Source organism: Comamonas sp. GW821-FHT11H03 (genome assembly GCF_058807955.1).
The window spans coordinates 96938-109814 of record NZ_JBXARF010000012.1 but is presented as its reverse complement, the minus strand read 5'-3'; the positions used below and the strand labels follow the sequence as shown (position 1 = coordinate 109814).

Sequence of the window (12877 nt, the reverse complement as noted above, 5' to 3'; positions counted from 1 at the left end):
AAGTGTGCCTATAATCGTGGCTTCGGCGCTCAAGGGCGCCGAAAAAAAGGCCCGGTAGCTCAGTCGGTAGAGCAGAGGATTGAAAATCCTTGTGTCGGCGGTTCGATTCCGTCCCAGGCCACCAAACATAAAGCGCCAGATCAGCAATGATCTGGCGCTTTTCTCTATTCGGACCTGTTTTCGCCGATTGCTTGCATCGCTGGATGTGATGCCTGGTCAGAATTCGAGGGTGAAAAAATATGCCTATAATCAGCGGCTCAGCAAACAAGCGCTGAATAGCAAAGGCCCGGTAGCTCAGTCGGTAGAGCAGAGGATTGAAAATCCTTGTGTCGGCGGTTCGATTCCGTCCCAGGCCACCAGATTCAAAACCCCTGCACTGGAAGGTGCTGGGGTTTTTTGTTGGTAGGTGCAGTGGATGCTGTCATCTCTAGGACCTGCGCTAACCAGAACGAGTGAAGACGGCTTTCTTGCGGGAAGCGCTTGCTTGAATCCGATTTGCGCAAGCCGTGGTCTGGAGTGACGCGGTATTTGCGCTGCATCAGGCTTTTGATTGTTGCAACTGGTCGTGCTTCATAAGATATGCAATAAATACATCTTATGTCGCAGCAATGGCTGGAAGGAGTTGCAATGGATACCAAGGAACTGTGCACCGAAGAGGAAGTTTCCATCCTGGTGCATGCCTTCTATGCGCGTGTGCGCCAGGACGAGGTGCTGGGGCCCATCTTCAACACGCACATCGTCAACTGGGACCATCATCTGGCCAAGCTGACGGATTTCTGGTCGGCCATTCTGCGGCGCACGGCGCGGTTTTCGGGCGCCCCCATGCCCAAGCATGCAGCGCTGCCGGGGCTCAGCATGGAGCGGTTCGAGCGTTGGCTGGGTCTGTTCGACGCCACGTTGGCCGAGCAGCCCAACCGAGCCATGGCCGAGCAGGCGGGGCAGGCCGCGCGCCGCATTGCGCAAAGCTTGTGGATGGGCTACCAGATGAGCCGCGACCCCCAAGCGCTGCCGGAAGGGGTGAGCCATGCCTGAGCTGCTGCAGATCGAGGAGCCGCGCTCTGCTGCCCAGCCAAAGATGCCAGCACCGCAATGGCACGCTTTTCTGGAGCTGGGCTTCAGACCCTTGTACATCGCGGGTTGTCTGTGGGCTGCAGTGTCGGTGGCGCTGTGGGTGTTCGCGCCGAAGTGGCTGGTGGGGCGACTCGGCGGTGTGCTGTGGCATGCACACGAAATGCTCTGGGCCTTTGTGGCGACGATTGCCGTGGGCTTTCTGCTGACGGCGGCTGCCAACTGGACCGGGCGCAACCCGATGCAGGGCCGAGCGCTGGGTGGCCTGTGTCTGTTGTGGGTGATTGCGCGTGCGGGCTTTCTGGCAGCAGGCGATACGGCTTTTGTTTTGGCCGTTGTGTGTGAGTTGCTGTTCTTCGGCGTCGCTGCCGTGGCGCTGGGCCGGGTGATCTATATGGCGCGCAGCCGGCGTAACTATGGCCTGCCGCTGCTGATGCTGGGTCTTGGCGTGACCGATGCGCTGTATCTGTGCACCATCTGGCAGGGCCGCGACTATGCCGCGCTGATGCAATACCTTTATTCCGGCCTGCTGTGCATGGCCGTGATCGCGCTGCTGGTGGCGCGGCGCGTGATTCCGTTCTTTGCCATGCGGGCGGTGGCGGGGCTGCAGATTCCCATGCACACGGCCAGCGGTCAGTGGCAACTGGGCGCCGGCGTGCTGGCTGTTGCCTGCCTGCTGCTGGGCTGGACTTCAGGCTGGGTGGCGGCTTTGACCCTGGCGGGGATGTTGACGCTGTGGCAGGTGCTGGCCTGGAAGCCCTGGGCCGTGCGCCAGGTGCCGCTGCTGTGGATTCTGTACCTGGGCCATGCGGCCCTGGGCGCGGGCCTGTTGGTGGCAGCGGCCCAGGCGGGCGGCTGGGTGCTGCGCCTGGCCTGGCCGGTGCATGTGATAGCCGTGGCCGGCTTTGCGGTGCTGATCATCGGCATGGTGACGCGTACTGCGTTGGGTCATCTGGGCCGGCCGTTGCGCACCGACTGCGCCATGGTGACCATGTATGGGCTGGTGCTGGCTGCCGCCGTGCTGCGGCTGCTGGCTCTGTGGCCGACGAGTTTGGCACTGGCCGCGCAGCATGCCTCGGCGCTGGTCTGGGTACTGGCGTTTGCGCTGTATCTGTGGCGCTTTGCGCCATTGCTGATCCGGCCGCGCCTGCAGCAGGCGAGTCAGCCCGTGGTGCAAGTGGCTGCGCGGGCGGCCCGCCCCGGAAAACCTGTTTGAACGGAGCGGATGGATGCGCCTGACCCTGATGACCGACTATGCGCTGCGTCTGCTCATGCATGTGGCACGGCACCCCGAGCGGTTGTGCACGATTGCCGAGATTGCGCAGGCGCATTGTATTTCCGAAGCGCACCTGATGAAGGTGACGCACCAACTGGCCCGCCAGGGCTGGATAGAGACCGTGCGCGGCAAGGGCGGCGGCATGCGCCTGGCCCATGCGCCACAGCAGATCAGCGTGGGCGCCGTGGTGCGAGACATGGAGCCGGACTTTGCGCTGGTGGAATGCCTGGGTGGCAGCAATCAATGTGCCTTGACGGGCGACTGCCGTTTGACCGGCATGCTGCAAGGTGCACTGAACCGCTTTGTGGAGCATCTGGACGGTTTCAGCCTGGCGGACCTGATGGTTCAAAAGCCTGCAGGCAGCGTGCCGTCACTGCAGACCATCCGGAGACTCAAAGAGGAACACGCATGAGCTACGGTCTGTTGATCTCCGTACACCTGCTGGCGGCCGTGGCTTTTGCCGGCACGGTGTTTTTCGAAGTCGTTCTGCTGGGCGGCGTGCACGGCAAGGTGGCAGCTCAGCATATGCGTCCCGTGGAGCAGGCACTGGGCACGCGCGCTACCGCTGTCATGCCCTGGGTGTTGCTGGCGCTGTACTCGGCGGGCGCAGGCCTGGCCTGGCAGCACCGCGCGCTGCTGGCGCATCCGCTGGCCAGCAGCATGGGCCTGCTGATGGCGATCAAGATTGCGCTGGCGCTCAGCGTGCTGCTGCATTTCTTCACGGCCATGTGGTGGCGCCGCAAAGGGCTGCTCAACGGACGGCGCTCGCATAGGCTGCATCTGAGTGTGTTCTGCCATGTGCTGGTCATCGTGCTGCTGGCCAAGGCCATGTTCTATCTGCACTGGTGAATGAGGAGCAGATTTGATAGCTTTCTGCGCTTTATTAATCTGAATTTCAATATGTTTTCTATTTGAAATCGTTGATTGATCAGCGATAGCAGCTCTTGATGCAGGAGCGGAAGGATTTGCGCAGCTGCGCCCTCGAGTCGCGTTAAGCTCGCCGCTGGCGTGGCAGGCAATACAGGAGGGCGTGAGTGGCAGCGCATTGGCAACCGGGCTTGATCGCCCTGCATGGAAATCGCACCGAAGCGTTGGCCGACACGGTGCTGGCCTGGTTGGCCGCTCACCCTCTGGCCGCGCTGGAGCCCGAGATCGTGCTGGTGCAAAGCAACGGCATGGCCGAGTGGTTCAAGATGCGCATGGCCGAGCAGCAGGGCGTGTGCGCCGCTGCACAGGTTGAATTGCCGGCGCGCTTTGTCTGGCGCAGCTACCGGCAGATTCTGGGAAGGCACGAGGTGCCGCGTGACTCGCCGCTGGATAAGACGCCCATGATCTGGCGCCTGATGCGTCTGCTGCCGCAATGCCTGGGCGAGCCTGCGTTTGCGCCCATTGCCAACTTTCTGCGCCCCGGCGAGCCGCAGCGCCTGCTGCAGCTGGCCGAAAAGCTGGCCGACCTGTTCGACCAGTATCAGATCTACCGCGCCGACTGGCTGGCCGCCTGGCAGAAGGGCGAGGATGTGCTGCGTACAGAGGGCCGCCCCGATGCGCCCGTTCCCGAAGGGCAGCTCTGGCAGCCCCAGCTGTGGCGCAAGGTGCTGGCCGAACTCGATGAACAGGAGCGTGCTGCCACCCGTCCGGCCCTGCTGGCCCGGATTCTGGACGCGCTGCAAAGCGGCCAGCCGCCGGTCACCCCGCTGGCGCGCCGCGTGGTGGTGTTCGGCATGAGCCAGATGCCTCTGTCGCTGATGCAGTTTCTCAGCGGCATTGCCCAGCACAGCCAGGTGCTGATTGCCGTTCCCAACCCCTGCCGTTTTCACTGGGCCGATGCGATTGACGGGCGCGAGCTGCTGCGACAGCAGCGCCGCCGCCATGCCGACAAGGGCGGCAAGGACCTGGCGCAGATTCCGCTGGCGGCCATGCACGCCCATGCCCATCCGCTGCTGGCGGCATGGGGGCGGCAGAGCCGCGACTATGTGCGCCAGCTCGATGCCTTCGACACCACGGGCGACACCGCCGTGCAATGGGGCTGGCCGCGTGTGGATGTGTATGACGAGGCCGATGCGGGCGAGCTGATCGACGCACCGCTGCTGGCCCAGGTGCAGCAGCGCATTCGCGATCTGGTGCCCATGTCGGAGCACCCTGCGGTCGAGATCGCGGCGGCCGACCAGTCCATCGTCTTTCACAAGGCCCATGGCCTGGTGCGCGAGCTTGAAGTGCTGCACGACCAGCTGCTGCAATGGCTGGCCGAGCCTGTCGCTGCGGGCCGTCCAGCGCCGGCGCCGCGCGAGGTGGTGGTCATGCTGCCGTCGATCGAAGAGGCGGCACCCGCCATCCGCGCGGTGTTCGGCCAGTACGGCCGCCACGATGCGCGCCATATTCCGTTTGACATTGCCGACGTGGGCGCGCGCGCCAGCAGCCCGCTGGTGACCGCGCTGCAATGGCTGCTCAAGCTGCCGCAGCAGCGCTGCCGCCTGAGCGAGTTGTGCGATCTGCTCGATGTGCCCGCCGTGGCGGCGCGCGTGGGTCTGGCGGCCGACGATCTGCCCCAACTCACGCACTGGATGGCCGGCGCGGGAATTCGCTGGGGGCTCAACCATGCACAGCGCGCCCAACTGGGCCTGGCGGCCTGCGGCGATCCCAACAGCGCCTGGTTCGGCCTGCGCCGCATGCTGCTGGGCTATGCCAGCGGGCCGGCGCTGCAGGCCCCCTTCGACGAGGCACAGGCTTTTGCCGGCATGGAGCCCTATGACGAAGTGGGCGGCCTGACGGCCGAGCTGGCCGGATCGCTGGCCAGCCTGCTGGGGCGCATGCTGCAATGGTGGCAAACCGCCGGCGAGGCGGCTTCTCCCCAGGTCTGGGCGCAGCGCTTTCGTGCACTGATCGATGATTTCTTTGTCGCGCAGGGCGATGAGGACCAGGCCTTGTGCGCAGCACTCGACACGGCCCTGGTCGGCTGGCAGGCTGCCTGCGAGCAAGCGGGTTTTGAGGCCCTCATTCCGCTGGAAGTGGCCCAGGAGGCCTGGTTGCAGGCTCTGTCCGAGCCCGCGCTCAACCAGCGCTTTCGCGCCGGCGGCGTGACTTTTTGCACGCTGATGCCGATGCGCGCGATTCCCTTCGACGTGGTGTGTCTGCTGGGCATGAACGATGGCGACTACCCGCGCCGCGCCACGCGCGTGGACTTCGATCTGATGGCCTTGCCCGGCCAGCAGCGTCCCGGCGACCGCGCGCGCCGCGACGATGACCGTCAGCTGATGCTGGATGCCTTGCTGTCGGCACGCAGCAAGCTCTATATCAGCTGGGCCGGTCGCAATGTGCGCGACAACAGCGAGCAGCCGCCCTCGGTGCTGGTCTCGCAGCTGCGCGACTATCTGCGCCAGGGCTGGCAGGGCGAAGGCAGCGCAGGCCTTTGTGCCAGCGAGCGCGGAGATCTGCTGCTGGCCCAGCGTACCCGCCAGCATCCCTTGCAGCCCTTCAGCCGCCGCTATTTTGAACAGGCTTCGGCGCTGTCGACCTTCGCGCGCGAATGGTATGGCGCGCATGAAGAGCGGGCAGCGCAGGCGCCGCCGGTCGTGGCCGCGTTCGAGCCCGATCCCGAAGTGCCGCTGACGCTGGCGCGCCTGACGGAATTTCTGCGCCATCCCGCACGCAGCTTTTTGCGCAATCGCCTGCAGGTGCGCTTTGAACAGGACGAGGAGCTGCTGGAGGACGACGAGCTTTTCAGCGTCGATGGCCTGACCGCCTATGGCCTGATTCAGCAGCTGCAGCAAGGCGTGCGCACGCAGCTGGCGCATGATGCGGCGCTGGACGTGGGCCTGCAGGTGCAGCGCCAGGTGCAGCGCCTGGGGCGTGCCGGCGTGCTGCCGCTGGCAGGTCTTGGCAGGCGCGAGGCCGAGGCCTTGCAGGCCCAGGCCACGCCGTCGCTGCTGGCCTGGCAGCAGCAGATGCGGCTGTGGCCCCATGCGGCGCCGCGCGAGCGTTTGCTGCTGCACTCCGGCGCGGTCACGCTGGATGACTGGATGGATGGCTTGCAGGAGCGCCAAGAGCAGTCTTCGGATGCAGGCTTGGGCCGTTGCTGGTTCGCACTGGAGCCGCGCACGCTGTTGAACAAGAAAGGCGAGCTTCAGGCCCATAAGCTGCTGCCCATTTATGTGCGCTGTCTGGCGCTTTCAAGCGCGGGCAGCGACACGCTGATGGGCGTGATCGCACGCGACACCCTGGTCTGGGTGCAGCCGCTGGAGCCGGAAGTGGCCACGGCGCGCTTGCAGGCCTTGATGCAGCTGTGGCTGGCGGGCCAGAACGAGCCCTTGCCGCTGCCTCTCAAAGCCGCCATCGCCGCCGGCCTGGACGATCTGAGCGCCGCCGCACAGGCCTACGAGGGCGGCTACATGATGGGCGGCGAATGCGAAGACCCCAGCTGGGCGCGCTGCTACCCCGACTGGGAGGCGCTGACGGCCGATCTGCGCTTTCACGCTCTGGCCAAGCAGGTCTATGGCCCGCTGCATGACTGGCTGGCCGCGCAGGTGCAGACCGAGGATCTGCCCTTGATGCAGTGCGCAGACCAGGACGAACAACCAGGAGAGCCGGCATGAGCACGCCCGCCAACCCCATGAAGCCCGGCAGCCAGGCGCTGCAGCCCCTGCATTTCCCGCTCTGGGGCTCGCGCCTGATCGAGGCCAGCGCGGGCACAGGCAAGACCTGGACGATTGCCGCACTCTATCTGCGGCTGGTACTGGGCCATGGCGCCGAGAACGGTTTTTCCAGGCCCTTGATGCCGCCCGATATCCTGGTCATGACCTTCACGCGGGCCGCCACGCGCGAGCTGTCGGACCGCATTCGTGCACGCCTGATCGAGGCCGTGCAGTGCTTTCGCGGCGAGGCCGAGCCGGCAGCGCACGACATCTTCTTGCGCGACCTGCGCGATGCCTATGCCGAGGGCGTGCAGCGCGACACTGCCGCCTGGCGGCTGGACATGGCTGCGCAGTGCATGGACGATGCGGCCATCCACACCATAGACGCCTGGTGCCAGCGCATGCTGCGCGAGCATGCGTTCGACAGCGGCAATCTGTTTGATGAAACGCTGGAGGCCGATGAAAGCCAGCGTCAGACCGAGGCTGCCCAGGATTACTGGCGCCAGCAGTGCTACCCGCTGTCGGGCGAGGTGCTGGAGGCGGCGCTGCAGGTCTGGCCCGATGTGCAGGCCCTGGTCAAGGATATGCAGTCGCTGCTGCGGGAAAGCGTGCCCGCTGCGGCAGGCGCCGGGACCTTGGGTGAATGCATTGCGCGGACACAGGCCGAGCGTGCGCAGCAGTTGCAAGCGCTGTCTGCAGATTGGCAGGCCAAAGCCGAGCGCATGCAGCGCTGGATCGACGCTGAACTCGATGGCCGCGCAGCACTCTGGGACAAACGCAAGCTGCAGCCACGCTACTACCTGGGCTGGTTTGCCCATCTGACGGCCTGGGCGCAGGACCCGCACAACCGGCAACTGGAGCTCAGCGACTCCGCGCGCAAGCGACTCAGTCCCGAGGGCATGGCCGAGGCCTTCAAGGGATCGACCATGGACTTGCTGCTGCCTGTCGAGTTTGCCGAGCTGGAGCAGCTGCTTCAGGCCCTGGCGCAGCTGCCGTCCCTCCATGTGGCGCTGCGCCTGCATGCGGCCGTCCATGTGAGCCAGCGCCTGTTGTGGCTCAAGCGCCAGGCCGGCACCTTTGGCTTTGCCGACATGCTGCAGCGCCTGGATGCGGCCCTGGCCGGCGACAACGGCCCCGCGCTGCAGGCCGGCATTGCGGCCCAGTACCCGGTGGCGCTGATTGACGAGTTCCAGGACACCTCGCCGCTGCAATACCGGCTGTTCGACCAGATCTACCGCACGGCAGACAACGGCGCGGACAGCGCGCTGCTGCTGATCGGCGACCCCAAGCAGTCCATCTACGGCTTTCGTGGTGCGGACATCTACAGCTATCTGCAGGCCAGGCAGGCGACCGAGGGCCGCCACTATGTGCTGGACACCAACTTCCGCTCCACCGAGGCGCTGGTCGATGCGGTCAACCAATGGTTTGTGCAGGCTGAAGAGCGCGAAGGCGAGGGCGCGTTCATGTTCCGCGCCGGGCAGAGCAATCCGCTGCCGTTCGAGAGCGTCAAGGCAAATGGCCGCAAGGAGCGGCTGATGCAGGGCAGCCAGCGCATGGCCGCGCTGACCATTGCCTGGGATGGCAGCAGCGATGAGCCGCTGAGCAATGACGACATCCGCCGCCGTGGGGCGGAGTTCTGCGCCAGCCAGATCGTGCAGTGGCTGATGGACGGTGCCACGGGCTTTGCCGAGACCGGCCAGCCGCTCAAGCGCCTGCGTCCGGCCGATGTCGCGGTGCTGGTGCGCACGGGCAAGGAGGCCGCTGCCGTGCGCCGCGCGCTGGCGCGGCGCAATGTGGCCTCGGTATACCTCTCCGATCAGGACTCGGTCTTCGCCAGCGGCGAGGCGCAAGACCTGCTGCTGTGGCTGCGTGCCGTGGCTGCGCCCCTGGACGGACTGGCCGTGCGCGCCGGTCTGGCCACGCCCATGATGGGTCTGTCGTTTGACGAGCTGGCCTGGCTGGCCAGCGATGACGAGGCCTTCGATGCGCGCAGCGAGCTGCTCAAGGAGCTGCACAGCCTCTGGCTGCGCCTGGGCGTGCTGGCCATGCTGCGCCAGACGCTGTACCGCTTTGAATTGCCGGCACGCTGGCTGCAGAACATGGGCGGCGAGCGCCGTCTGACCAATTATCTGCACCTGGCCGAGCTGTTGCAAGGTGCGAGTGCCCAGCTGGAGGGCGAGCAGGCGCTGATCCGCTGGCTGGCCACCCAGATCGAGAGTCCGGGCGCGGCCGGCGATGCGCAGATCGTGCGGCTGGAATCGGACGCCGATCTGGTCAAGGTCGTCACCGTGCACAAGAGCAAGGGGCTGGAGTATCCGCTGGTCTGCCTGCCGTTTGGCGGCAGCTTCCGGCCCGTGGACGGCAAGGCGGCCTATCTTTCGCTGCCCGTGCAGATCGATGGCGCACCCGCGCGCGAGCTGGTGCTGGACTACGACGATGCGCAACTGGCGCAGGCCGACAAGGAGCGCCTGCGCGAGGATCTGCGCCTGCTGTATGTGGCGCTGACCCGAGCGCGCCATGCGCTGTGGATGGGGCTGGCCCCGATGAAGCGCGGCAACGGCAAAAACTGTGCGAACGAACAGGGGGCGGCGGGCTATCTGCTGGCCGGAGATGTTTCGCAGGCCGCAGCCAGCTGGCGCGCCAGTATCCAGGCCCTGAGCCAGCGTTGCACGCAGATCGCCGTGGTGGATCTGCCGGCCGAACTGCCTGTGCCCACGCGCTATGTTCCCGCGCAGGCCTTGCCCGCCCTGGCTGCTGCGCCCGTGTACGAGGCGCAGTTCGACCGCCGCTGGGGCATTGGCAGCTTTTCGTCGCTGACCCGCGCCATGGCCGCACCCAGCCTGCCGGTCCTGCCGGTGGCCGCACAAAGCCCGGCCGAGGACGAGCGTGCGCTGCAGGCCCAGGAGGCGGGTGAAGCTGCGCTGGACCTGGGCGCCATCAACGACGTCATGACCGCCCTGCCCACCTTGGGCAGATTCGCCGCCGGCGCGCGCAGCGATGCTGCGGTGTGGCACCGTTTCATGCGCGGCCCGGTGGTGGGCAATTTCCTGCACGACCAGCTGGAATGGCTGGCCGCAGAGGGCTTTGCGCTGCAGCCCGAGGACGATCCCGACAGCAGTGAGCCCCTGGCGGCCCGACTGCTGCGCCGCTGCGAGCGTGCGGGCCGCAAGGAACAGGCAGCCGATGTGCTGCAATGGCTGCGCGCCGTGGTGCACCAGCCGCTGGCGCCGCTCGGTGTCTCGCTGTCGCAACTGGGCCAAGGTGATGCGCTCTTGCCCGAGATGGAGTTCTGGCTGCCGGCGCGGCGCCTGTCGGCACCGCACATCGACGCGCTGTGCCGCCAGCACATCCTGCCCGGCCAGCCGCGCCCGGTGCTGCCCGAGCGCGAGCTGCACGGCATGCTGATGGGTTTTGCCGACCTGGTGTTTCACCATGGCGGCCGCTACTGGGTGCTGGACTACAAGACCAATCACCTGGGCCAGGACGGCGATGCCTACGCCCCTCAGGCGCTGGAGCAGGCCATGCTCGAGCACCGTTATGACGTGCAGGCTGCGCTGTATCTGCTGGCTCTGCACCGCCTGCTGCAAAGCCGGCTGGGCGCGGCTTACGACCCCCGCGAACAGCTGGGTGGCGCGCTCTATTTCTTTCTGCGCGGTCTCGATGGCGAGGCCGCCGGCATGCATGTGCTGAAACCGCCGCTGGCGCTGCTGGACGGGCTTGAGGCGCTGCTTGGAAACTGCGAGAAAGAATCGAAGGAGGAGCAGTCATGAAGGGCCGCCGCAAAGCCGATCTGCAGACGCTGGACCTGTTTGCAGCCCCCGCGGGTGGCGACTCAATGGCACTGAGCACCACGGACTGGCTGGCCGCGCTGGAGCGACTGGCCGATGCGGGTCTGCTGCGCCGCCTGGATAGCGCCCTGGCGGCCTTTGTCGCTGCGCAGGACGCCGAAGCCGGGCCTGCGCTGCTGGTGGCCACTGCCGTGCTGGCGCAGATGGAAGGGCGCGGCCATAGCTGCCTGCCCTTGAAGGCGCTGGCTGGCGATCCCAATCAGATTCTTGCCTGGCCCAAGGAGGCCGAGCGCCTGCAGCAATCGCTATGGGAGCCATTGCCCGGCCGGCTGGCTGACTGGCTGCAGGCCCTGCGCCGCAGCCCCGTGGTGCGTGTCGTGCAGCCGGGAGCGGTAGTGGTAGACCGAGGCCAGCCGCTGGTGCTGCTGGACGGCGCTGCGCCCTTGCTGTATCTGCGCCGCTACTGGGACTACGAGCGCAGCGTGGCCGCGCATATGGCGCAGCGCACGGCGGCCGATGCAGCGGCGCTGGACGAGCCCAGGGTGCGCGACTGGCTGGGGCTGCTTTTCAGCTCGCCCGCCGCTGCCGCGAATGCGGTGGACTGGCAAAAGCTGGCTTGCGCGCTGGCGCTGCGCGGGCACATGTCCGTCATCACCGGCGGGCCGGGCACGGGCAAGACCTATACGGCAGCGCGCCTGCTGGCGCTGCTGTTTGCCACGGCGCCGGATGCCGCGCAGCTGCGCGTGGCGCTGGCTGCGCCAACCGGCAAGGCGGCGGCGCGGCTCAAGCAGTCCATCGACAGCTCGCTGCTGGAGCTGAAGGAGGCCGTGGGCCGCGAGCTGGATCTGGAAGCGCTGGTCAAGCGCATGGGGGCGGCACGCACCCTGCATTCGCTGCTGGGTGCCAGGCCTGACACGCGGCGCTTTGCCCACCATGCGGGCAATCCGCTGGATGTGGATGTGCTCATCGTCGATGAGGCCTCCATGATCCACCTCGAGATGATGGCCGCCTTGCTGCAGGCCCTGCCGCCCACGGCGCGCCTGATTTTGCTGGGCGACAAGGATCAGCTCGCCTCGGTGGAGGCCGGTGCCGTGCTGGGCGATCTGTGCCGCGATGCGCAGCGGGGCAATTACGCACCGGACACCGCAGCCTATGCCGAGCGCGTGACCGGCCAGCCCCTGCCAGCGCAGTACCTGGCGTCAGCCAGGGCCTTGCCGCTGGCCCAGCACACCGTCATGCTGCGCGAGAGCCGCCGCTTTGGCGGCCCTATCGGTCAGCTGGCGCAGGCCGTGAATGCCGGCGATGCACCGGCTGCGATGGCGTTGCTGCGCGCGCAGACCCAGGCCGGTCTGCATGCCGAACTGTGGGCGCGCGAAGGCGGTGACGTCGATGCCGTGGTGCGCAGCGCCGTGCAAGGCCGCGGCGGCATGGCCAGCTATGCCGCCTATGCCGAGGTGCTGGAAAGACATGGACATGGAAAGGGACTCGGCTTTGCCACCGAGGCCGAGCACCAGCAGTGGGTGAGGGCCGTGCTGGCCGCCTTCGACCGCTACCGCCTGCTGTGCGCCGTGCGAGACGGCAATTGGGGCGTGGCGGGCCTGAACCGCGCGGTGGAGCAGGCCTTGCAGGCCATGGGCGCCATACGCAAGGAGGGCGAGTGGTATATGGGCCGTCCGGTGATGGTCACCCGCAACGATGCGCAGCTGGGCGTATTCAATGGCGACATCGGCATGGCCTTGCCCAGCTTTGCCGACCCAACGCGGCTGCGCGTGTACTTCATGCAGGGCGAGCAGCTGCACCATGTCAGCACGGCGCGCCTGGCCCATGTGGAGACCGCATTTGCCATGACGGTGCACAAGAGCCAGGGCTCGGAGTTCGAGCACACGGCGCTGGTGCTGGCCGCGCAGGGCGGCAATGTGCTCAGCCGCGAGCTGGTCTATACCGGCATCACGCGGGCGCGCAAGGCGTTCTCGCTGTGGACCGAAGTGCCCGGCCTGCTGGTGTCGGCGATGGGCAGTCCCACGCAGCGCAGCAGCGGTTTGCTGGGATTCATGGAACGTGCTCAGTAGCTTATGGGTGAGGACCTGTCTTGATCGCTGCTGGTGCAGTCCAGGCGC

The 12877-nt window shown here is 66.6% G+C and carries 7 protein-coding genes and 2 tRNA genes; all 9 read left to right on the top strand.

Features of this window, described 5'->3' with window-relative positions:
- Window positions 1–48 precede the first annotated feature (48 nt).
- The 9 genes from AC1RTQ_RS22205 to recD all read left to right on the top strand — a co-directional run bounded on the left by AC1RTQ_RS22205 (window position 49) and on the right by recD (window position 12829).
- A tRNA-Phe gene (locus AC1RTQ_RS22205) sits at window positions 49–124 on the top strand.
- Window positions 125–283: 159 nt separating this feature from the next.
- A tRNA-Phe gene (locus AC1RTQ_RS22200) sits at window positions 284–359 on the top strand.
- A gap of 268 nt (window positions 360–627) precedes the next feature.
- On the top strand, window positions 628–1032 hold the full coding sequence (locus tag AC1RTQ_RS22195) for a group III truncated hemoglobin (protein ID WP_492878969.1): 405 nt from the start codon (window positions 628–630) through the stop codon (window positions 1030–1032).
- Window positions 1025–2284: an NnrS family protein gene (locus AC1RTQ_RS22190; RefSeq protein WP_492878967.1), complete on the top strand. Its 1260-nt coding sequence runs from the start codon at window positions 1025–1027 to the stop codon at window positions 2282–2284. The genes AC1RTQ_RS22195 and AC1RTQ_RS22190 overlap by 8 nt, the downstream gene beginning before the upstream one ends.
- Window positions 2285–2297: 13 nt before the next feature.
- Entirely contained in the window at window positions 2298–2756 is a 459-nt protein-coding gene (locus tag AC1RTQ_RS22185) for an RrF2 family transcriptional regulator (protein ID WP_302092992.1), read from the top strand.
- Window positions 2753–3193: a CopD family copper resistance protein gene (locus AC1RTQ_RS22180; RefSeq protein WP_492878965.1), complete on the top strand. Its 441-nt coding sequence runs from the start codon at window positions 2753–2755 to the stop codon at window positions 3191–3193. The genes AC1RTQ_RS22185 and AC1RTQ_RS22180 overlap by 4 nt, the downstream gene beginning before the upstream one ends.
- Before the next feature lie 185 nt (window positions 3194–3378).
- Window positions 3379–6933: an exodeoxyribonuclease V subunit gamma gene (recC, locus tag AC1RTQ_RS22175; protein ID WP_492878963.1), complete on the top strand. Its 3555-nt coding sequence runs from the start codon at window positions 3379–3381 to the stop codon at window positions 6931–6933.
- Window positions 6930–10742: an exodeoxyribonuclease V subunit beta gene (gene recB / locus AC1RTQ_RS22170; protein WP_492878961.1), complete on the top strand. Its 3813-nt coding sequence runs from the start codon at window positions 6930–6932 to the stop codon at window positions 10740–10742. Before recC ends, recB begins: the two co-directional genes overlap by 4 nt.
- On the top strand, window positions 10739–12829 hold the full coding sequence (gene recD / locus AC1RTQ_RS22165) for an exodeoxyribonuclease V subunit alpha (protein WP_492878959.1): 2091 nt from the start codon (window positions 10739–10741) through the stop codon (window positions 12827–12829). Before recB ends, recD begins: the two co-directional genes overlap by 4 nt.
- The last annotated feature ends 48 nt before the right edge of the window (window positions 12830–12877 follow it).